Source organism: Pedobacter sp. BMA (genome assembly GCF_001027745.1).
GTDB lineage: Bacteria > Bacteroidota > Bacteroidia > Sphingobacteriales > Sphingobacteriaceae > Pedobacter.
The window spans coordinates 159167-179715 of record NZ_LECU01000007.1 but is presented as its reverse complement, the minus strand read 5'-3'; the positions used below and the strand labels follow the sequence as shown (position 1 = coordinate 179715).

The window sequence follows — 20549 nt, the reverse complement described above, 5'->3', positions numbered from 1 at the left end:
ATTAACTGGTATGAATAAATTAAAGCTTTACGGTACACCAGAGTCTCCTGAAATTTATCCGATCAGGGACTTTTTGAAAAGGAGCGTTGTTGATTTCGAATGGATTGACATTAGCCACGATGATTTGGGATGGGGGCAGGGCATTACCTCTTTTAATAATTCCGATAAACATCCGGTTATAGAATTTCCGGATGGTAAAGTCATTGTAAACCCCAGCCTTGAAGAAATTGCCTGTAATCTGGGCTGGATCACTGAACCTAAATATACAGAATACGATTTGTCGATTTATGGTGCTGGTCCGGCGGGGTTAAGCGCTGCGGTTTACGCTGCATCCGAAGGATTAAAAACCATACTTATTGAGCGTGAGGCCATAGGCGGACAGGCGGGTACCAGTTCCCTGATCGAAAATTATTTAGGTTTTCCTGAAGGCATTTCTGGCGCTAACTTAGCCGAAAGGGCAAGGCAGCAGGCCCTCAAGTTTGGCGTTGAAATTTTGCTTTTAAAAGAAGGTATCAAAGGTACTTTCTACAACAACAGGATACACGTTGATTTTGCGACGGGTGAGCAGCTGGTGGCCAAAGCCAATATTTGTGCAACCGGAGTAGAGTATGCGCGATTGAACCTTCCGGATGAGGAAAGGTTTTTCCATAAGGGTGTTTATTACGGGGCTGGTGCCAGCGAAGCTTTTTTTTGTCAGGATAAAGACTTGTATATCGTTGGCGGCGGAAACTCTGCCGGGCAGGCCGCTACTTATTTTTCGGGCTTTGCGAAACGTGTTTTTATGGTGATCAGAAAGGGGAATCTGGCAGAAACCCTTTCCGAATATTTAATTCAGCGGATTGCAGCCATCAGTAATATCTTTGTGTTGTACCATGCAGAAGTAGCTGAACTGGAAGGGGATGATTATTTACAGCGTATCAAAATTGTAAACAAAAAGGAGGGAACAGAAACCTGGCACGACACGTCAAAGCTCTTTATTTGCATCGGTGGAAAGCCGAATACAGAATGGGCTTCCGAAACGGCAATTTGCAGGGATAAGAATGGCTATCTTTATACCGGAAATGATCTGGTTAATCTGGATCAGTATAAAATGTGCTGGGCCGCAGACCGCCCTCCTTACCATCTGGAGACCAGCGTACCGGGCTCGTTCGCTGCAGGAGATGTACGGTACAATTCTGTAAAAAGGGTAGCCTCTGCTGTTGGAGAAGGTGCGATGGCGGTTACCCAGGTTCACCAATATTTATCAAAATTATAAAGATGGAACATCACCAGGTATGCAGCCATATTGTGGCTATCAAAGAATTAAAAACTGCAAAGGAAACGGTTTGTGAGCAATGTGTGAAAGATGGAAGCGATTGGGTGCATCTGCGAACCTGCCAAACCTGTGGCATTACGTTATGTTGTGACTCGTCGCCAATGCAACACATGTCGCACCATTGTAGCAATACCAAACATCCTGTGGTTATTTCATCTGAACCCGGGGAAAGGTGGTTGTATTGCTATATCGACGATGAAATGGCAGAATATTAAGGTGTTGAAACACTTCAATTAAATAAACAGCAATGAAAGCAATAGTGATTACAGCATATGGCGGGCCTGAAGTGCTGCAGCAACAGGAACAACCCACACCGTCAATCCAGGGAGATCAGGTATTAATTGCAGTTAAAGCTGCCGGTTTAAACCGTTCCGATGTGGCTCAGCGCGAGGGGAATTATCCCCCTCCACCAGGAGTTTCTGCTGAAATTCCTGGTCTGGAAGTTTCGGGTATTGTAACAGCATGCGGGCCTGACGTGAAAGACTTTCAGGTAGGCGATGAGGTATGTGCGCTTCTGGCCGGTGGCGGATATGCAGAATATGTAGCCGTAGGTGAGGGACAATGTTTGCCAATACCGGCAGGTCTGAGCTTTGCAGAAGCTGCAAGTTTGCCGGAAACTATATACACAGTATGGTCGAACGTATTTCAAAGAGCTGCACTTCAACCTGGTGAACGTTTGCTGGTTCATGGCGGGAGTAGTGGCATTGGCATTACAGCTATTCAGCTGGCTAAAGCACTTGGTTCGCCGGTGGTGGTTACGGTGGGATCGGATGAAAAAGGTGTGAACTGTATTGAGCTTGGCGCTGATTCATATATCAACTACAAAACACAGGATTTTGAAACTGAACTTAAAGACACGGGTGTTGACGTAGTCCTGGACATGGTTGGCGGAGATTATCTGAGTAAAAACATCAATATCCTGAAACCGGAAGGCAGGTTGGTGCACATCAACGCTGTGAATGGCCGGCACGTTGAACTCGATATCTGGAAAGTAATGATGAAGCGTTTAACCATTACGGGAAGTACCCTCAGGAGCAGGGAATATGCATTCAAACAAAAACTTACCGCACAGATTAAACGACATATCTGGCCACTAATTGAAGCCGGGAAGTTTAAGCCTGTCATCTTTGAGACCTTTTTGTTTAACGATGCTGCTGAAGCACATCGGGCGTTGGAAAGCAGCATGCATACCGGGAAGATCGTGCTGGTGCGTTAAAAATATACAATTACTAAAACATTCGCGGATAAGAGGGGTTACATTAGAAAACATAAAGCTATGGGATTTATTAGAAACGCCATTATCGGCATCGCAATATTTGAAGGTATTAAGTACCTGACCAAAAAGGATGTATTAGGAACTTCAAATTTTGAGAAAATCAAGGAGCAGGTTCCGGAATATATTGAGAAAGCCAAGGCAGTAACCGAAGATCTCCGCGCCGGGAAATTACCGCAGGTTTAGTCGCTGCAAAATGCCTCTAGAATTTCACAAAGCACATGCATGCCTTATTGGTATATGCATGTGCTTTGTTATGAACTTTAATAACGCAACCTGTAAGTCACTTTATCCATATACCCTAAGTCGGTTTAAGGAATAGCCCTTTTCGAAGACATTGATGTATAGATAATTATTTCTTACTACTTTCTGTTTTCGCCGCAATTAACTACGCTAATTTCTGTATCTTAGGCCTTTATAATTAAATGAAATGAAAACAGGAACAGTAAAATTTTTTAATGAAACCAAAGGATTTGGTTTTATAATCGATGATAGTACCGGTGAGCAAATTTTTGTGCACGTGAGCGGATTAAAAGATCAGATCAGGGAAAATGATAAGGTAACCTTTGATACTCAGGATGGCAAAAAAGGCATCAATGCAGTGAACGTAAAAGTAGCCTAACATTCTCTACCCAAACTATTACTCATTGGTTTGAAGCCGCATCAGGATTAGTTCCTGCTGAAAAAGAAATGGGGACCATCAAAGATGTTCCCCATTTAAACCAACCAAACTAATGAATGCCCGGAAACCACCCCGGGATCAGATTATAAACGCAGCGCGATTCATTTTGTTTGGGAAAATTTTAATTTAGCGATTAAAATAAGATGTCGTGTCCCAGGCAACTTTAATCGCTCATTTAAAAATACCCAAATCTATTTCGCTTTAAGCCTGTTACCATAGTTAATGTTATTAATTAGCAAGCAAATAAAAGCAGACAATATTTTTTTTCTCATTCTATTTTTTGGTCTTCTAAAATTATTTATCCATTCTATAGGTCTCAGTGAATATGGATTCCATGCTGATGAATTATACTATATCGGACTGGGTAAACATTTTGAGTGGGGTTATCCGGATATCTCCCCTTTTGTTGTGTGGGTAGCGCGACTCTCTGAATTTTGTTTTGGATCATCCACGATTGGCTTTCGTATTTTGCCTTGTTTGATTTCGGCGCTTACCGTTATGTTAACGGGCTACATTACCCGATATTTAGGTGGTGGCAAGTTAGCCATTGTTATTGCCTGTTCGGCTATGATCTGTTCACCGGCCTATCTGGCTACGTCATATTTACTTCAACCCGCAGTCTTTGATGTTTTCTTCTGGACCCTGTTAACCTTTAGTATTGTCGCCTACGAAAAAACAAAGCTTCAAAAATATCTGTACCTGGCCGGGGTTGCACTTGGTTTGGGTGTACTCAATAAATACAGTATTCTGCTGTATTTTGGTTTGCTCACTTTTACTTTTTTAATCATTTCCTTCAAACAATTTGGAAGAATGTTTCCAAAACTGATCCGGCCATCGCTCTTGTTTATTCTGCTCATTACGCCAAACCTTATCTGGCAGTTGATCCACGGTTTTCCAGCTTTCCACTATGTTTATTCCGTGGGTTCATCCATGCTTTCATTTGATATACCAGATTATCTGTTTCAGCTTTTCTTTTTCCACGGGGCAGGCGTTGCGGTGTGGTCGGCGGGTTTCCTCTTATTGATGTTTAACAAAAGAACCGAAGAGAGGCAAAGGATATGGTGCATGGCTTTTTTACTGCTCATTTTTATACTGGCCTTGCTTAAAGGTAAGCTATACTATGGATTGGGCATATTTCCAATTTTCTTTGCAGCGGGAGGGCAGTGCTGGGAGATTCTGCTCAATCGTTTAAAGATACCTTCACGTATTGTTTTTGTTGGAATGCTATACCTTTTTGCACTTTTAAGTTTGCCTGTTGTTATTCCGGTGCTTCCGGTTACCGTTTGCAAAATCTACATCCGGCACATGGTTCGATATACCAGTTTTTCGAGACCCCTGCGCTATGAAGATGGAAGAGCTGGCGATATCCCCCAGTTTTTTGCAGACATGACTGGCTGGAAGCAATTCGCCGGAGAGGTGCTGAAGATATCCAACAGCTTTCCGTATCCAAAGGGCGGACTAAGCATCCTTACCGAAGACTACGCCATCGCTGGTGCACTGAAATATTATGGTAATGCAGCTATGCCCCCGGTGATTTCTGCACACAATAGCTTTTTGCTTTATTCGCCCGAGAACCTCAGAGCGGAAACGGTGCTTTACCTGAGCAGGATCGGGCTGGAAAAAGTTAAAGATTTTGGCAACCAGGTCGTTTGTATTGACCGGATGAAGACGGAAAATTCGCATCTTGATGGGCTTTACATTTACAGAATTACCAGCCCTAACCTAACCTTTCGAAATAAATATTTGGGTGATATACAAAAGTTTTATCCGCATTGATTTTAAGTTTATATATTGAACAATACGCCGGGGAAATTGTTAACTTCAGCATATGCAGATTGAAACAGAAATCCTTATCATCGGTGGCGGGCTGGCGGGCTTAACCGCTGCGCTTCATCTGCAAAAAAACGGGTTTCAAGTTACCCTGATTGAAAAGAATAGCTATCCGCATCATAAAGTATGCGGAGAATATGTTTCCAATGAGGTACTGCCATACTTAGCCTCGCTGGGTATTTCATTAGAAAGTCTGCAGCCAACTTCAATCACTAATTTGCAGGTGAGTTCGGTTGCAGGCAACTGTATTAACATAACGCTGCCACTGGGTGGATTCGGTTTAAGCCGTTATGTAATGGACGATTTTTTCTGTCAGAAACTCATGGAGCGAGGTGTTTCGGTATTGGCAGATACGGTAACCCGGGTCGTTTTTCATGAAACCCATTTTGATGTGGAAACCAGCCAAGGGAAGCATATTACCGCAAAACAAGTTCTTGGCGCTTTTGGCAAACGATCCTCGCTTGACAAAACATTAGGCAGGGATTTTATTCGTGATAAGTCCCCTTATCTGGCCGTAAAGGCACATTATGAAGGGGCATTTCCATCCAGTCTGGTCGCTTTGCACAATTTCAAAGGGGGCTACTGTGGGGTGTCAAAAGTTGAAGCGAATAAATTAAATATCTGTTATCTGGCCAATTATCAGACTTTTAAGCGATTTAAGCATATCGATCAATACCAGGAGGAGGTGCTGTATCAGAATAAGCTGCTGAAAAACATCCTGGAAAATTCAAAGATGATTTTTGATGCACCACTTACCATCAGTCAGATTTGCTTTGATGAAAAGGAGCCTGTGTTCGACCACGTGATCATGATTGGCGATAGCGCGGCATTAATCCATCCTTTATGCGGTAACGGCATGGCAATGGCCATGCATGGTGCAAAAATTGCAGCTGAGCTAACCACGACATTTTTAAAAGATAAAACCATGTCCCGCGCGGGTTTTGAAAAAGAATATACGCAGCAATGGACAAAACTTTTTCGCGGGAGACTCCTGACGGGTAAAATTTTGTCTGCTGCTTTCAACAACACCACGATGCAAAGGCTGGCAATAGGCGCTTTGACTAAAATGCCCGCTTTGCTCTCCGGCACCATCAGAATGACCCACGGAAAACCAATAACAATTGCGAACTAAATGCCAATAGATACAAAATACAGGAGTACCGCACCAGAAATTATGGATGATTTTGCCATGGAAGGTGAAATCCTGACTGATGCGCTAGATAAAATCGCGGCTATCAACAAACTTCTTGGAGGCAATAAAGTAACGCTGGAAGGAATCAGGATGTTGATGTCGGAGAATAAGCTGACCAAACTAAGGATTACAGATGTTGGCTGCGGCAATGGGGCAATGCTCAGGATGCTGGCCGATTACGCCCGTAGACATCGCCTTCATTTTGAATTAAAAGGTATTGATGCGAATAAATGTACCATTGAACATGCCGTCAGCTGTTCTTTGAATTATCCTGATATCCATTACCAATGCAGTGATATTTTTGATGAAACGGCAGGTGAAGAAGATTGCGATATTTTGCTATTTACGCTTACCCTGCATCACTTTTCGGATAGCGAAATCATAGCGCTTCTGAAAAACCTGAGCAAGCGTGTATCCGTAGGTATAGTGGTAAACGACCTGGAGCGGAGCGGGATTGCCTACCGGCTTTTTACGGCTTTAAGTTTTGTATTCAGGTTGAACCACATGTCGAGGGAGGATGGTTTGGTTTCCATTCTGCGGGGATTTAAAAAGGCTGATTTAGAGCGATATGCAGCAGCTGTTCACCTCAGTTCGAGTATTGGCTGGCGATGGGCATTCAGGTATTTATGGGTTATAGAAACACGATGAGCGTAAAAATAAAAACAGTAAGCAAAGCTTTACCTGAGTTTTCAAGGACAACAGCAGAAATACTGCCTTTTCTGGATGTATGGTTGGCGGGACAAGATGAACGTTTCATCAGAAAAGTTAAAAAGATATTTGAAGGTGCTGCGGTTGATAAACGGTACTCCATCATGGCGCCTGAAGAGGTATTTTCTGATTTGAGTTTTGAAAAGCGAAATGATATTTACGTCCGCGAATCCATCAAGCTGGGTAAACAATGTTTGTCTGCCGCGTTGGAAAAGGCAAACTGGAAAGCTACCGATCTGGACTTTATCATTACGGTAAGCTGTACCGGGATCATGATTCCATCGCTGGATGCTTATCTGATTAATTCCCTTGGTCTTAGACAAGATGTTGTGCGCCTTCCGGTAACAGAAATGGGTTGCGCCGCAGGCGTTTCGGGAATGATTTATGCCAAAAATTTTTTAAAGGCAAACCCCGGAAAAAGAGCAGCTGTAGTTGCTGTAGAATCACCAACGGCGACATTTCAGCTCAATGATTTCTCTATGGCAAATATTGTAAGTGCTGCCATTTTTGGAGATGGTGCCGCTTGTGTCCTATTAAGTTCGGCTGAGTCAGACCAAGGCCCGGAGATGGTGGACGAAGAAATGTACCACTTTTACGAGGCCGAAGATATGATGGGCTTCAAACTCACCGATTCCGGGCTCCAAATGGTGCTTCATGTGGAAGTGCCTGAAACCATTGCCAGCCATTTCCCTGATATCATTCATCCTTTTCTGGCGAAAAACGGGTTGGATATTTCAGATGTCGACCACCTGATTTTTCACCCAGGTGGCAAGAAAATCATTCAGGTGGTGGAAGAACTTTTTGGTCGGCTTGGTAAAAATATCGACCAAACGAAAGCGGTATTGAGACAGTATGGCAATATGAGCAGTGCAACTGTGCTATACGTTCTACAGCAATATATGGAAAGCCATCCCGCCCCGGGCGATATAGGTTTAATGCTGAGTTTCGGTCCGGGCTTTTCTGCCCAAAGAATTCTTTTAAAGTGGTAGTATGACGAAAGATGAAATATTAAGCAAACTCCCTTATGGCCCGGGCTTTTTATTCGTTGGAGAGCTGCTTCATGTTGATGAAAACGGCGTAAAGGGCACTTACACCTTCGATCAGGGGCTTCTGTTTTACCAGTCGCACTTTAAGGCTTTTCCGGTAACCCCGGCAGTAATACTGACTGAAACTATGGCTCAGATTGGATTGGTTTGCTTAGGGATATATCTGCTCAGGGGAAACACTATTGGTGAAGGCACCGGACTGGCGATGACCTCGAGCTGTATTGATTTTATAAAACCGGTTTATCCCGGAGAGCAGGTTACTGTGATCAGCGAGAAAGTTTATTTTAGGTTTGATAAATTATCCTGTAAAGTAAGGATGGAAAATTCGATAGGCGAAACCGTATGTAAGGGTACAATATCAGGCATGTTAAAGGCAAATTCAAATGAATGAAAACAGGGTAGTGATTACGGGCCTTGGCGTTTGTGCACCCAATGGGACAACGGTTGGGGAATTTCAGCTGGCCATAGAACAGGGGATATCCGGCATCCGGCGTCAGCCTGAACTTGAAAGGCTGGGTTTCTCCTGTCAAATTGCGGGCCAGCCTGAGCTTAGCCCCGAGCGGATTGCGCAGTATTTCAGTCCGCTTGAAGTCAGAAACCTGGATAGCTCAGGCATCGTTTACGGCGTAATTGCCGGCCTGGATGCCTGGAAGGATGCGGGTCTGGAATTTGCCAGTGCTAACGAACCCGACTGGGACAGCGGCAGCTTTTTTGGTACCGGAACTTCAGGAATTGATAAGTTCAGGTGGGCCATCAACAAAATCGATGCGATGGAAATCAGAAAGCTCGGAAGCAGTGTGGTGGTGCAAACGATGGCCAGCGGCGTTAGTGCATTTATTAGTGGTAAGCTTGGTTTGGGTAACCGCGTCAGCACCAACTCGGCCGCTTGTGCCACCGGCACCGAAAGTGTCCTGATGGCTTATGAGCATATTAAAAGTGGCAAAGCAAAAAGGATGCTCGCAGGGAGCACCAGCGATAGCGGCCCCTATATCTGGGGTGGTTTTGATGCCATGAAAGTATGTACCTTCAAACACAACGATGCTCCGGAAACCGGAAGCAGGCCCATGAGTGCAAGGGCCAGTGGCTTTGTTCCGGGGAGCGGGGCAGGGGCTCTGGTTTTGGAATCCCTTGATAGTGCCCTCGCGCGGAATGCACGCATCTATGGAGAAATTATTGGGGGACATATTAATTCCGGCGGTCAGCGGGGTGGTGGTACCATGACTGCCCCCAATGCCGCGGCAGTGCAGCGTTGTATTACTGAAGCCATTAAGGATGCACATATTAAGCCGGGAGATATTGATGTGATCAATGGCCATTTGACGGCGACCAGTAAGGATGCATTTGAAATTGAAAACTGGAAATCGGCGTTAGGTTGTTCGAAAGATGATTTTCCTTTCATCAATTCGCTTAAAGGCATGATCGGGCACTGCATCAGCGCTTCTGGAAGTATTGAATGTGTTGCCGCCGTTCTGCAGTTGCACCGGGAATTCGTTTTCCCCAATGTAAACTGCGAGGATTTGAATCCGGAAATTGCTTCGTTGATCGCCGAAGACCGGATTCCCCAAAAGCGATTGAAAAAAAGCTTCAATATATTAGCAAAAGCAAGTTTTGGCTTCGGCGATGTGAATGCCTGTTTAATTTTTAAAAAATATCAGAATGGATAAACAAGAAATACTTACCGGTTTAAGGGATATCATTTCACTTTACACTGAAGAACAGGATGCATTGGATCACATCAGTGAGCAAACAGATTTTATTGCCGATTTAAAAATCAACTCAGCGAATCTTGTCGACATTGTTTTAGATATCGAAGAAAAGTTTAATATCAATATAGATAATGAATCGATGGCTAAAATGTTGAATGTGAAGGCTACAGTCGAAGTGATTGAAGACAAACTTGCTGAAAATGCTGGGAAATGATGTGGTAGATCTGAAGCTTGCCAGAAGGCGGAACAACTGGAGGAGAGCAAACTACCTTTCTAAAATATTTACGCCGGATGAGCAGCGGCTGGTTTACCATTCGGATTGCCCTGACCTGATGGTATGGCTCATCTGGAGTATGAAAGAGGCCGCTTACAAAATTGTAAACCGAAACACCGGACTTCGGTTTTTTGATCCAAAAGGTTTCCACTGCACTGTTCAGATACATGATTTAAAAGCCACTGGCTGTGTTGATTACCGGGGTGAACAATTCATGACCCATAGCGAAATCAATGAACACTATGTGCATACGCTGAGTTTCAAAACTGGTTCTGGCATTGAACAGTGCCACGTGGTGCAACGCCGAAATGCGGATGACTATGTGTTGAGTTTTAACCTGAAGCATAAAGGTTTAATGTTGCAAAAAAATAACAGCGGACTCCCTGAGATATTTATCAGGAAGACTCAAAGTCGTCACCTCGCCTCTGTTAGCCATCACGGCCGCTTTTTGTTTATTGCTTATCTCCACACTACAGAGGAAGTCGTATCTTAGTATAAAGCAGTCAGGCCGGGATGCGCATCGTTGGTAGCAAAGGCATCCCGGGCGACCAGAGAAACGTTAATTACACTCCTTTAACTGGCAAAGTTGAATTTGCCTTCAAATAGTTTCCCAATAAGGGGCAGGGGTTTACTTACTTCATTATTAGCGGCAACAATTCCTAATAACAGAAATACGAGTGTGGCCACACTTACGATCAGTGACAGAAAGTATAATGTAGGAACCAGGCTCACCACTACAGATAAAGCAATTCCCAAAATGAAGCTTAAAATAATCAAACCTAAAGATTGTCCTAAATGGTAATTTACCAATGGGTTTCTGTCTGCACTTTTTTTGTACTGAAGATAAGCTACCACCCATCCGATGATGGTAACGTAAGCCAAAATGGCCATTGTTTTGTTTGACATAATTTTGTTTTTTAAAATGATAGATATAAATTGATTGAGACAAAACTATTGGTAAGTGTGCTGATCACCAATTAAATAGCGTCTACATTGTGTCTACCTGCAAAAACCGGAGCGTCTACAAAATGTCTACAACAATATTTCGAATGGCTTGTTATCGTATATTCGTTTAATCCAGCTACCCATTGTTAAACAGATATTTGCTCTACAGATGTTGAATAAAATTTCCCTCTTGCTATTTATTTTTCTGATGACTTTTACCTTTCATTCTAACGCACAGAAACTCCTGTTAGATTCATTGGAAACCATATTGAAAAACGCCACAGCCGAACAAAAACCAGTTGCCATGGCAGAACTGGCAAGAGCCACCTACGAAACCAATCCTAAAAAGGCGCTTGAACTGGCCATAAGGGCCAGTTTGCAGGCAAAGAAATACGGAGATAAAGGAGTCATTACCTTTTGTTATGCCACTGCCGGACATTTGCTGATGCGAAGAGAACAGCAAAAGCGGGCAGCGGCTTATATTGACAGTGCATTGAGCACTGCGGAAAAATCTAAAAATAAACTTCATAAAGGTTTCGCCTGGTTACGAAAGGGTTGGCTTGAGCTGAATGAGGGCGACAACGAACAAGCGATGTCTGCTTTTATCAAGGCTGATAAGTTACTTCGGGCCAGCAGCGATCGCAAATCGTACAGTTACAGGGTGTTGATTGATCACTATGCTTCGAGTATTTATGCCTACGGAAGCGATACCTTGAAACAACACAAGTATGCCATGGCGGCAATACAAATGGCACAACAAAGCAAATATCCCGACGATTTTCAAATTGCCTATATGACGGTGGCACACAGTTTTTTTTCGGCCTTCGAGGTAAATGTATCCAAGCGCAATCTACTTGATTCTGCAATGTACTATTACAGCAAGGCTGCACAGGTATATCAGTTCAACCGGGAAAAAATCTTACTTCAAAGTAATGCATCCCTTACGGCCCTTAATATGGCCAATATTTACTTCAAATATTATCCGCCGCGGTTTGAAGATCGAGCCAGAAGATATGTAAATGATGCCTTAAATATTGCCAGGAAAACGAATATACAGGAAGTTATCGCCAATTGTTATGGCATACTGAGTGAATATGCCATGCGGAAAAAAGATTATCAGGCTGCCGAAAAGTATCTTTTGACGGGAATAACCGAGCTGAACCATGCATCACCAGGCGTGGATATCACCCGTTCCAGGATGATCCTGGGCTTAGCTAATCTTGCTGAACAAAGTGGCGATAAAGCCAAAGCGCTTGATTATTACAAACAGTATACTGATTACTATAAAAAAGTTTTTGATGCCCAGAAGCTGGCCACTGTTCAGCAACTTGAAGAACAATATCATGCTGAGCAGCGGGATCTGGAAATTTCCGGATTAAGGGAGCGGGCGAAACTTAACAGGCAAATCAACTGGTTGTATGTGGGTGTTGCTGCGGCAAGTATTTTGGTCCTGGCACTGCTGCTGGGCTTTTATCATTATAAGTTGAAAGCTTCCCAACAAAAAATACTTTTGTCGCTTCAGGAAAAACAGGAGGCCGAACTCAGGGCCTCCCTTGGTGAACAGGAACGGGAGAGAATTGCCGCAGAGCAAGCGCTGCTTCAGGACCGAACCGAGTGGCTGGAGCGGGAGTTACTTGCGGGAACCCTTAAAATAGAAGAGAAGAATGCCATTCTGGAGTTATTAAAGGATAAATCGAAAGATCTGAATACAGATGCTGCAGCGAAAACGATGGGACGGATTATCACCCAGAGTTTACGCATAGAGAAAGAAAAGGATGAGGAATATCATTCTATAGGAGATATCCATCCCGGTTTTTTTAGTGGGCTGCAAAAAAAGGCTGGGGAGGGTTTAACACGTCTCGATCTGAAATATTGCGCCTACATTTCAATGGGTTTTGATAACCGAGAAATTGCCAGCAGGTTAGGGATAGAAATTAAAAGCATACGTATGGCCAAGTACAGGTTAAAACAGAAGCTTGGGCTGGAAAAGGAACAAAGTCTGGATGTGTTTCTGCAATCTTTCGAAAACCGATAGTGTGTACCAATATTACAAAGGGGAAAACCGGATTGTGATTTTTTACCATTTGGTAAATGATAACGAAACAGATAATCCTATATTCGGTCATGAAAGCACTCACTGACTTCATTCTGCAGTTCGGCGATTTGAATCAACAACAGCTCGATCTTATTTTAAGTAAAGGCAAAATCATTGAGCTTAAAAAGGAAGAGTATTTTTCTGAAGCAGGAAAGGTACCGCGGCAGGTAGGATTTGTTCTCGAAGGCGTATTTCGCTTTTGTTACTATAATAACAAAGGAGAAGAAATCACCAATTATTTTGTTGATGAAGGAAACTTCGTAGTAGACAATCAGAAATTTGAATCGCAGGTAGAGGCTTCCGAATACGTTCAGGCCGTTACCGATGCCAGGCTGTTTGCGTTTACAAAGAAAGCCTGGGATGATCTTTCTGACACCATTGTTGGTTTTGAAATGATCAAAGCCAATGTGGTTAAAAAATGTTTAATGGTGGCTATGGAGCGGAGAAGTCCATTGGTATCCGAAGATGCCAAAACCCGTTACCTATCCTTTATTGAAGCCTTTCCTGCATTGTTAAACCGAATTCCGCTATCGCATGTTGCTTCTTACCTGGGGATCACGCAGCAATCGCTGAGCAGGATACGGAAAAATATCCGTTAGATCACTTTTTACCAAATGGTAAATTTATTTCGCCCACTGTTCACAACATTTGTCTCATTCATTTAAACAAAAAAAGATGAGCAGAAAAATAGTATTGATTACAGGAACAAATAGCGGTTTTGGCTGGCTGAGTGCCCAAAGCATTGCCGCTTTAGGGCATCAGGTTTACGCTACCATGCGAGATACCACCGGCAGAAATGCAGAGAAAGCACAATTGCTTTCAGCAGTGGAGAATATAACCGTAATAGATGTTAACGTTGGTGATGATGTGAGTGTTAAACAAGCCATTGATCAGATTATCGATCAGGAAGGATCCATTGATGTATTGGTAAACAATGCCGGTTATTCGATGAACGGAGTGGCAGAAAGCTTTACTTCAAATGATGTAAAAGGGCTGTTTGATATCAATGTTTTTGCGCCCTGGAGATTAATTAGGCAGGTACTGCCTAAAATGCGCAAAAAAGGCGAAGGACTTATTATCAACGTTACCAGCGGCTTTGGAAGAGTTTCGTTTCCTTTTGCTACCATGTATAGCGCTTCCAAGTTTGCGCTTGAAGGACTGAGTGAAGGCCTGCATTATGAATTAAGGCCTTTAGGTGTGGATGTAGCAATCGTTCAGCCAGGTGCTTTTCCTACGGAGATGTCGCAAAAGTATCACCCGGGTTCAGACGATTCGGTTACGGCGGGCTACAGTGCCATTGCGGAGGTGCCTGGGAAAATGATGGCCGCCATAGGCGGACTGCTTCAGGCGCACAATCCCAACCCACAGGATGTGGCCGATGCCATTGTGAAGCTGATCAATTTGGAAAAAGGTAAGAGACCATTAAGAACTGTTGTTGATCCCATCACCGGTGAATTGATTGAAGCTGCCAATCAGGCTGTTGCAAGTGAATATGGCAAAGGTTTAACGCTGTTCGGAATGGGAGAGTTGTTAAGATAGTATCTGGTATTTGCGAACCGCATTAAGTTGTTCTTGAAAATAGCAGGTTGCATTGATATTACATCGCTGGCGCACGCGTGAATGCCTGCGCCAGCTTGTCTCGATGTTTAACTAAAAGTCCGGCATGCTGAACCCATCAACCGCACCAATTTTGCCGCCACTTAAAGGGTTTATAAGCCAGTAATGATAGCTGACAATCCGGATATGGTTAATGCAATTTCAAAGATAACGTTGTCATTCAGTTTAAGGTTATGGCCTTTAGGGTTCGCATGAAATGGAATTTCCTGTTCATTCTCGTCTATAATCATTCCCGTTTGGTCTATGTTGTCAATGGAAATTATTCTTCCTTTTCTCATTATTAGTTGTTTTTAAATGTCATTGTCATCTTTGGAAAAACTACTTCTCCAGTGTTGAAGTGTGTAGTTCTGACGGTATCACAATACTATTATTAATTACCCTCACTACATCCCAACTGAGATTGTTAGCTTCATCCGGCCTTCCACATATCCGCACCTGAATTTGCGCGCCATTGTAGTGAGTCGAAATTTCCAGGAAGTCACTGTTTACATCGAGTGTACTCAAGAGTTTGTTAAATCGTTTTAACAGATTCTTGTATAAATCTTTATTTTCAGTTAATATTTTCATAGGGATAGTTATAGCTACTATGCAAAACGTATGCCTAATCATACAAATATCGGGTTTATTGTGAAATTTTAACAATAAAATATTTAACAAGGTGGAATATCACGGTTTAGCGTGCCTGAGGGCAGGTTCGATTTGATATTCGTCAACAGATAATTGGTAGCTAATTAACTTTTCATTATAAGAAAATGGTCCAGTTTTATCAGGTTTTTAGAATACCTAGTGTTTTCAAACTTTAGGACAACTCACATAAGGCTTTAGTTGCTTCACTAGATCCTTTACTTTTTTTTGTTCTTCGAGAAAACTTTCCATGGCTTCCAATACCATTAACACATCCTGGTTCTCTAAATTTAGAAATTTGAAACTACCCGCAAAGGAATAGTCCAAACGTGTTCGCATAAACTTCGGAATTTTATAACTGTCTACCGATAGTGCGCAGGCATAGTAATAAAGGCTTAGTAAAACAGAATCGTAAAAGTTGATGTAATAGAAAAGTACCCTTGCATAACTTTTGGTAATCAGGTCGTCGCGCATGATGGGCTGATAGCGGGTGGCTTCCCGCTGAACTTCCCGGTCGGCATAGCAATCCATGATTAATAATCCGTGCCGCAGTTCTATATCATCTGCTATCGGGAAGGAAATGCCCATGGTTTCATAGGAGCGTACTACGAATGGATCGTCAACGGTCTCGAAAAAGTCTGCATCCCGAATCAGGTTATCTTCATCCAGGTTATTTAAGTCGTAGCCATAATTTTTTAAGCTTTTTTTAAAAGTGAGGAATAAACAGAAATTGTAAAACTGGGTCTGTATATCGTTGGCGGTGATCAGTAGTGCCGCTATGCAAAGCTTGTAATCAAAGGGAGCGTTCTTATTCATCGTTTCTTTTCGCTGACACGGGATGGTGCGCAAGGTAAAAAAGATAATTTCGAAAAACAAAGATTGGGGGTGATATCCAGCATAAGTTTTCCAATGTTTAACGCTTGAACTATTGACCCTTTAGGGCACATCAACGGAACGCAGCTAGTGGTATCCTAGTGGTCTGGTAGTGGTTTGCTAGTGGTCTGCTAGCCATAAATGACTAGAAAACCGCTTTCACATACCTATTAAGGCCCTTTTTGGGTGGTAAATGCCTTTAGCGTAACCAAAAAGGAACTATTCTGGTTATCATCTTAGTATTTTAGAAGAACCATTTTGATTTAAGCGCATTTAATCAACTCATCATTTACAGCGATGATTCTTTGAATTTCGATCAAAATAGTCGAGATTGTATGGAATCAAAGCCATGATCCGTTTGGAGCTTCTCCTTTAGATAAAATTTTAGAACATATGCACAAAGAGACCTAAAGCAACTTATCTGGAGTGATTGGTAGTGATCGTACCCGCTTTCCTGTAGCATTGAATACAGCATTGGCAACTGCGGCAGCAACCCCGACAATGCCCACTTCACCGATTCCTTTTACGCCCATTTTATTTGGGATTAAATCTTCCTCATTGATAAACATGGCATCTAAGTTTCCGATATCCAGGTTGGTGGGTACATGGTAATCAGCAAAGGAGCGCGTAGCAAAATTTCCGTATCTGGGATCAATCACTGATTCTTCTGTTAAAGCCATGCCGATCCCCCAGACGTTTCCGCCGATAATTTGGGATCGGGCAGTTTTTGGGTTCAGTATTTTTCCGGCGCCTGTAACGGCCAGGAAGCGTGTTACCTTGACCATTCCGGTGATGCTGTTTACCCTTACTTCGGCGAAATTGGCATTGAAACTATGTGCGGAATATTTCTCGGCTTCGGCTGGTGCTTTCGAATCTGAACGGGTTTGAAAATCGGTAAAGCTTTCTGAAATCATGAGCTGTGCTGCGGTTGGGCGGACAAAAAACTGCTTGCCGGATTTAGCCAGTAATTCATCGGTGATTTTGATGCAGGCATCGTTAACGGCATTTGCGAAACTGGAGGCACCAACAGAACCAACTGAACCTGCGGCAGGGGGAAGATCAGAATCGCCAAGTTTAACGGTTATCTGGTTTACGGGTAAGCCTAGTCCGTCGGCAGCGGTTTGTGCCAGTATGGTATTTGTTCCTGTGCCCAGGTCGGATGCGGCAATTTCCACTTTGGCATGTACCACTTTGTTTTTAAGTGTTAGTTTAATAATTGCCGAACTGTCTCGCTGCCTGGCCGGGTAGGTTCCGCAGGCTACGCCATAGCCGATCAAATCATCACCGATTTTATTGGTGCCTGGTTCAGCTTTTCGTTTGTCCCAACCGAATGCTTTTGCGCCTTCTTGTAAACATTTTACCGTTGTTCTGGATGACCATGGTTTTCCGTTTGACGGATCTTTGGGCGGTTCATTTTTAATCCTTAATTCAATGGGATCCATTTTGAGTTTGTAAGCCAGCTCGTCCATGGCAGATTCCAGGGCGAAGCTACCGGTAGATTTCCCGGGTCCGCGGGTATAGGTGGGCAGTATGATGTTCATGGGCACTACCCGGTAAGTGATCAGGCTGTTTGGAACATCATACATAATCTTTGTACAATCGCCACAAGGTTCGATATATTCATCATTTATGGCGGTGTGGGATATGATTTCATGGGCAAGGGCAACCAGTTTCCCTTCTTTCGTTGCACCAATACTTAATTTCTGCATGTTTCGCTGCCTCAATCCTACAGAATTGAACATCTGTTGCCTGGTTAAGGCTAACTTTACCGGTCTGTTGACCATTTTAGCGGCCACTGCGGTAAGTACGAGGTTTGCCCATTGACCACCCTTTGAACCGAAACCACCGCCAATAAACGGAGAGATGATACGTACCTGCTCGGGTTTCATGTTCAATGTAGCTGCCGCTGCGGTTTGCGCGCCGTTAATGATTTGAGAACCGTTGTATAGTGTGAGTTTATCGCCCTCCCACATGGCCATGGTAGCATGTGGTTCCATGGGATGGTGATGTTCGATAGGGGTTTCGTATAATTCTTCTACAGTAACCTCCGCAGTTTTCATCGCTGATTTTCCTGCTCCGCGCACCTGATCGGCCAGCTCTTTTCCTTTAGGCATTGTTGGGGTTTCAGCCAGCTTTTCAAAATTTGTCTTTTCAGCTTTCTGGTTATATTCTACTTTTATGAGATGTGCAGCTGCTGTGGCCTGCTCAAAAGTTTCGGCAACTACTATTCCGATATGCTGGCCATGGAAGATAATTTCAGGTCCTTGTAGCAATGCACCACCTCTCAGTCCACCTTTGGTATTCAACCGGGGCGCGTTTTCATGAGTAATTACTTTGATCACGCCAGGATATTTTTCCGCCTCGGTACTGTCGATTTTTGTGATCTGACCGGCAGCAATGGTGCTTTTGAACAATACGGCATAAGCCATATTTTTAGCCGGATAGTCGGTGGCATAAGTGGCTTTGCCAGTGATTTTTAGTATGCCATCGATCCGGTCGATGCCTTTACCGATGGATTTGGTGCTGTTTTCCATGTTTGAGTGTTGAGTTATCCTTTAAATGCTAACTGGAGCGCATTGATCAGGGTTTTTCTGCCCATTTCTATTTTAAACCTGTTGTTGGGTAAGGCTTTGGCCGAAGCCATTTCAAGTTCTGCAGCTTTGGTGAAGTTGGCGATTGTAGCCGGCTTTCCCTTTAAAAAATCTTCAGCTTGTAACGCCCTCCACGGTTTATGTGCCACTCCGCCCATAGCCAGGTGGGCAGATTGAATGAGGTTTCCATTGAGGCTTAAACCTGCAGCAACAGAAACCAGCGCGAAGGCATAAGAATTCCGGTCTCTCACCTTCACATAGGCTGAATGTGCGGCAAGGCTGTTGTTGGGAATTTCAATTCCCGTGATAAGTTCGCCATGCGCCAGGCTATTGTCTTTTTCAGGATGGTTACCGGGGAGCAGGTGAAAATCTTTGAAGGGTATTAAACGTTCTGCAACACTGGTTTTCACTTTTACTGTCGCATTCAAAGCCGATAAAGCAATGGCCATATCGGAAGGGTAAACGGCCACGCACTGTTCTGACCAGCCAAAGATAGCGTGCATTCTGTTGAAACCTTCGAGTGCCGCGCAACCACTTCCAGGCACCCGCTTATTACAGGGCATGGATATATCATAAAAATAACTGCATCTTGTTCGCTGCAACAGGTTTCCACCATTGGTGGCCATATTCCGGATTTGTGCTGAGGCGCCGGCTAATATTGCTTTACTAAGCAATGGTAAGTGCTTACGGATCAGGGGATGATTAGCCGTTTCTGTATTTTTAGCCAAAGCGCCTAAATGAAACCCGGTGGCGGTGGCTTTAATTTCTTTCAGCGACAGGTTTCCGATATCGATAATTTCATTGGGAAGGGATACATGCTCTTTCATTAAATCGAGCAGGTTGGTTCCTCCGCCCAGAAAAGCAGCTTCTGGATTTTTAGTAAGCCTTGCAACCGCATCGCCGGGGTTAGTTGCCGAAATAAATTGAAATGGTTTCATAGTGAGGGGCGGTTAATCGGTGAATAGCCAGTTTTGTGGAACATTTTTACCGGTTTGAGCTTCTTTAATGGCTGCTACAATATTCGGATAGGCGCCACAGCGGCAAATATTTCCCGACATCCGCTCTGCGATCTCTTCATCCGAAAGGAGGATAGGTTTCGCATCAGCGCTGATGTGCGTTGTAGCAAAGCTTGCCTGACCTTCTTTTGCTTCTTTCATAAGGGCTACAGCTGAGCAGATTTGTCCAGGTGTGCAAAATCCACATTGAAAACCATCGTGTTTAAGGAAAGCGGCTTGCATGGGGTTCAGCTCATTTTCCTTTGCCAGGCCTTCAATGGTAATTACTGATTTCCCCTGGCAAGTGGCTGCTAAAGTAAGGCATGACAGTACCCGATGACCATCGACAATGACCGTGCAGGCACCGCACTGGCCATGATCGCATCCCTTTTTTGATCCTGTGAGACCTATTCTTTCCCGAAGGGTATCGAGTAGGGTCATTCTGGAATCGATAAGTATGCTTTTGGAGCTTGAATTAACTTTAAAGGTAACATTTACTCCATTTTCTATAGCATTGGGAATGAGGTCGGGAATTTCATCTGTTTCAACTGCCCGGGCAAATAGCTGCTCGGCACCTAACGCATAACTGGCCAGTAAGCCGGCGCTGGCTAAGCCCATGAGTTTTACGAAGTGGCGTCGGTTGAAACCTGATTGAATGACTTCTTCCAGTTCTTCGGGCATTAGATCGCCGAAGAGCCTGTGTTCTTCAGGGGTAAGCTGTGTTTTGTTTTGTTTCATGTTGCTGTTTTGAAGTTAAAACAGTTAAGATATAGTGAATTAGCA

The 20549-nt window shown here is 43.6% G+C and carries 23 protein-coding genes; 16 read left to right on the top strand and 7 right to left on the bottom strand.

What is annotated here, in order from left to right; all coding sequences use genetic code 11:
* Positions 1 to 10 precede the first annotated feature (10 nt).
* From AB669_RS17250 to AB669_RS21630, 13 genes are all read left to right on the top strand, one after another.
* A complete protein-coding gene (locus AB669_RS17250; protein WP_047800589.1) occupies positions 11 to 1255 on the top strand; it encodes an FAD-dependent oxidoreductase in 1245 nt (414 codons plus the stop codon).
* A 2-nt stretch (positions 1256 to 1257) separates the two neighbouring features.
* Entirely contained in the window at positions 1258 to 1530 is a 273-nt protein-coding gene (locus tag AB669_RS21835; protein WP_082120718.1) for a UBP-type zinc finger domain-containing protein, read from the top strand.
* Between the two features lie 32 nt (positions 1531 to 1562).
* The gene (locus AB669_RS17245) at positions 1563 to 2531 is read left to right on the top strand and encodes an NAD(P)H-quinone oxidoreductase (protein WP_047800588.1); all 969 of its coding nucleotides are present in this window, start codon (positions 1563 to 1565) and stop codon (positions 2529 to 2531) included.
* Between the two features lie 60 nt (positions 2532 to 2591).
* Entirely contained in the window at positions 2592 to 2774 is a 183-nt protein-coding gene (locus tag AB669_RS17240; protein ID WP_047800587.1) for a hypothetical protein, read from the top strand.
* 244 nt (positions 2775 to 3018) lie between these two features.
* Entirely contained in the window at positions 3019 to 3210 is a 192-nt protein-coding gene (locus tag AB669_RS17235; protein WP_047800586.1) for a cold-shock protein, read from the top strand.
* Between the two features lie 282 nt (positions 3211 to 3492).
* Positions 3493 to 5046 carry a glycosyltransferase family 39 protein gene (locus AB669_RS17230; protein ID WP_047800585.1) on the top strand — a complete coding sequence of 518 codons (1554 nt, stop codon included), beginning with the start codon at positions 3493 to 3495 and terminating at the stop codon, positions 5044 to 5046.
* 52 nt (positions 5047 to 5098) lie between these two features.
* On the top strand, positions 5099 to 6232 hold the full coding sequence (locus AB669_RS17225; protein WP_047800584.1) for an NAD(P)/FAD-dependent oxidoreductase: 1134 nt from the start codon (positions 5099 to 5101) through the stop codon (positions 6230 to 6232).
* Positions 6233 to 6940, top strand: a complete 708-nt coding sequence (locus AB669_RS17220; RefSeq protein WP_047800583.1) for a methyltransferase domain-containing protein — start codon at positions 6233 to 6235, stop codon at positions 6938 to 6940.
* A complete protein-coding gene (locus AB669_RS17215) occupies positions 6937 to 7989 on the top strand; it encodes a type III polyketide synthase (protein ID WP_047800582.1) in 1053 nt (350 codons plus the stop codon). The genes AB669_RS17220 and AB669_RS17215 overlap by 4 nt, the downstream gene beginning before the upstream one ends.
* A 1-nt stretch (position 7990) precedes the next feature.
* Positions 7991 to 8437, top strand: coding sequence for a 3-hydroxyacyl-ACP dehydratase FabZ family protein (locus AB669_RS17210; protein ID WP_047800581.1), 447 nt, complete (start codon positions 7991 to 7993; stop codon positions 8435 to 8437).
* Positions 8430 to 9710, top strand: a complete 1281-nt coding sequence (locus tag AB669_RS17205; RefSeq protein ID WP_047800580.1) for a beta-ketoacyl synthase — start codon at positions 8430 to 8432, stop codon at positions 9708 to 9710. The genes AB669_RS17210 and AB669_RS17205 overlap by 8 nt, the downstream gene beginning before the upstream one ends.
* Positions 9703 to 9966: a phosphopantetheine-binding protein gene (locus AB669_RS17200; protein WP_047800579.1), complete on the top strand. Its 264-nt coding sequence runs from the start codon at positions 9703 to 9705 to the stop codon at positions 9964 to 9966. The genes AB669_RS17205 and AB669_RS17200 overlap by 8 nt, the downstream gene beginning before the upstream one ends.
* Entirely contained in the window at positions 9953 to 10519 is a 567-nt protein-coding gene (locus AB669_RS21630) for a 4'-phosphopantetheinyl transferase superfamily protein (protein WP_053058453.1), read from the top strand. The genes AB669_RS17200 and AB669_RS21630 overlap by 14 nt, the downstream gene beginning before the upstream one ends.
* A gap of 80 nt (positions 10520 to 10599) precedes the next feature.
* On the opposite strand, the gene AB669_RS17190 is transcribed toward AB669_RS21630, so the two are convergent.
* Positions 10600 to 10932 (bottom strand): import component protein, encoded by a 333-nt coding sequence (locus AB669_RS17190; RefSeq protein WP_047800578.1) that lies wholly within the window; start codon positions 10930 to 10932, stop codon positions 10600 to 10602.
* Between the two features lie 229 nt (positions 10933 to 11161).
* Here AB669_RS17190 and AB669_RS17185 point away from each other — a divergent pair, with 229 nt between their 5' ends.
* From AB669_RS17185 to AB669_RS17175, 3 genes are all read left to right on the top strand, one after another.
* Positions 11162 to 13006: a LuxR family transcriptional regulator gene (locus AB669_RS17185; RefSeq protein ID WP_197082428.1), complete on the top strand. Its 1845-nt coding sequence runs from the start codon at positions 11162 to 11164 to the stop codon at positions 13004 to 13006.
* Between the two features lie 89 nt (positions 13007 to 13095).
* Positions 13096 to 13665: a Crp/Fnr family transcriptional regulator gene (locus AB669_RS17180; RefSeq protein WP_047800762.1), complete on the top strand. Its 570-nt coding sequence runs from the start codon at positions 13096 to 13098 to the stop codon at positions 13663 to 13665.
* Between the two features lie 76 nt (positions 13666 to 13741).
* Complete coding sequence (locus AB669_RS17175; protein WP_047800576.1) at positions 13742 to 14605, top strand: SDR family oxidoreductase; 864 nt, start codon at positions 13742 to 13744, stop codon at positions 14603 to 14605.
* Positions 14606 to 14775: 170 nt separating this feature from the next.
* On the opposite strand, the gene AB669_RS17170 is transcribed toward AB669_RS17175, so the two are convergent.
* The 6 genes from AB669_RS17170 to AB669_RS17145 all read right to left on the bottom strand — a co-directional run bounded on the left by AB669_RS17170 (position 14776) and on the right by AB669_RS17145 (position 20504).
* On the bottom strand, positions 14776 to 14961 hold the full coding sequence (locus AB669_RS17170; RefSeq protein ID WP_047800575.1) for a hypothetical protein: 186 nt from the start codon (positions 14959 to 14961) through the stop codon (positions 14776 to 14778).
* A 40-nt stretch (positions 14962 to 15001) separates the two neighbouring features.
* Complete coding sequence (locus tag AB669_RS17165; protein ID WP_047800574.1) at positions 15002 to 15250, bottom strand: hypothetical protein; 249 nt, start codon at positions 15248 to 15250, stop codon at positions 15002 to 15004.
* Between the two features lie 225 nt (positions 15251 to 15475).
* Positions 15476 to 16123: a hypothetical protein gene (locus AB669_RS17160; RefSeq protein ID WP_047800573.1), complete on the bottom strand. Its 648-nt coding sequence runs from the start codon at positions 16121 to 16123 to the stop codon at positions 15476 to 15478.
* Between the two features lie 464 nt (positions 16124 to 16587).
* The gene (locus AB669_RS17155; RefSeq protein WP_047800572.1) at positions 16588 to 18714 is read right to left on the bottom strand and encodes a xanthine dehydrogenase family protein molybdopterin-binding subunit; all 2127 of its coding nucleotides are present in this window, start codon (positions 18712 to 18714) and stop codon (positions 16588 to 16590) included.
* 14 nt (positions 18715 to 18728) lie between these two features.
* The gene (locus AB669_RS17150) at positions 18729 to 19709 is read right to left on the bottom strand and encodes a xanthine dehydrogenase family protein subunit M (RefSeq protein ID WP_047800571.1); all 981 of its coding nucleotides are present in this window, start codon (positions 19707 to 19709) and stop codon (positions 18729 to 18731) included.
* Positions 19710 to 19721: 12 nt separating this feature from the next.
* Positions 19722 to 20504 (bottom strand): 2Fe-2S iron-sulfur cluster-binding protein, encoded by a 783-nt coding sequence (locus AB669_RS17145; RefSeq protein WP_047800570.1) that lies wholly within the window; start codon positions 20502 to 20504, stop codon positions 19722 to 19724.
* Positions 20505 to 20549 lie beyond the last annotated feature (45 nt).

Coding starts and splice junctions, on each gene's coding strand:
- AB669_RS17165 (WP_047800574.1), bottom strand. CDS start 15,250: ATGAAAATATTAACTGAAAATAAAGATTTATACAAGAATCTGTTAAAA.
- AB669_RS17220 (WP_047800583.1), top strand. CDS start 6,233: ATGCCAATAGATACAAAATACAGGAGTACCGCACCAGAAATTATGGAT.
- AB669_RS21630 (WP_053058453.1), top strand. CDS start 9,953: ATGCTGGGAAATGATGTGGTAGATCTGAAGCTTGCCAGAAGGCGGAAC.
- AB669_RS17210 (WP_047800581.1), top strand. CDS start 7,991: ATGACGAAAGATGAAATATTAAGCAAACTCCCTTATGGCCCGGGCTTT.
- AB669_RS17225 (WP_047800584.1), top strand. CDS start 5,099: ATGCAGATTGAAACAGAAATCCTTATCATCGGTGGCGGGCTGGCGGGC.
- AB669_RS17145 (WP_047800570.1), bottom strand. CDS start 20,504: ATGAAACAAAACAAAACACAGCTTACCCCTGAAGAACACAGGCTCTTC.
- AB669_RS21835 (WP_082120718.1), top strand. CDS start 1,258: ATGGAACATCACCAGGTATGCAGCCATATTGTGGCTATCAAAGAATTA.
- AB669_RS17205 (WP_047800580.1), top strand. CDS start 8,430: ATGAATGAAAACAGGGTAGTGATTACGGGCCTTGGCGTTTGTGCACCC.
- AB669_RS17235 (WP_047800586.1), top strand. CDS start 3,019: ATGAAAACAGGAACAGTAAAATTTTTTAATGAAACCAAAGGATTTGGT.
- AB669_RS17215 (WP_047800582.1), top strand. CDS start 6,937: ATGAGCGTAAAAATAAAAACAGTAAGCAAAGCTTTACCTGAGTTTTCA.
- AB669_RS17155 (WP_047800572.1), bottom strand. CDS start 18,714: ATGGAAAACAGCACCAAATCCATCGGTAAAGGCATCGACCGGATCGAT.
- AB669_RS17150 (WP_047800571.1), bottom strand. CDS start 19,709: ATGAAACCATTTCAATTTATTTCGGCAACTAACCCCGGCGATGCGGTT.
- AB669_RS17250 (WP_047800589.1), top strand. CDS start 11: ATGAATAAATTAAAGCTTTACGGTACACCAGAGTCTCCTGAAATTTAT.
- AB669_RS17170 (WP_047800575.1), bottom strand. CDS start 14,961: ATGAGAAAAGGAAGAATAATTTCCATTGACAACATAGACCAAACGGGA.
- AB669_RS17160 (WP_047800573.1), bottom strand. CDS start 16,123: ATGAATAAGAACGCTCCCTTTGATTACAAGCTTTGCATAGCGGCACTA.
- AB669_RS17245 (WP_047800588.1), top strand. CDS start 1,563: ATGAAAGCAATAGTGATTACAGCATATGGCGGGCCTGAAGTGCTGCAG.
- AB669_RS17200 (WP_047800579.1), top strand. CDS start 9,703: ATGGATAAACAAGAAATACTTACCGGTTTAAGGGATATCATTTCACTT.
- AB669_RS17190 (WP_047800578.1), bottom strand. CDS start 10,932: ATGTCAAACAAAACAATGGCCATTTTGGCTTACGTTACCATCATCGGA.
- AB669_RS17180 (WP_047800762.1), top strand. CDS start 13,096: ATGAAAGCACTCACTGACTTCATTCTGCAGTTCGGCGATTTGAATCAA.
- AB669_RS17230 (WP_047800585.1), top strand. CDS start 3,493: ATGTTATTAATTAGCAAGCAAATAAAAGCAGACAATATTTTTTTTCTC.
- AB669_RS17240 (WP_047800587.1), top strand. CDS start 2,592: ATGGGATTTATTAGAAACGCCATTATCGGCATCGCAATATTTGAAGGT.
- AB669_RS17175 (WP_047800576.1), top strand. CDS start 13,742: ATGAGCAGAAAAATAGTATTGATTACAGGAACAAATAGCGGTTTTGGC.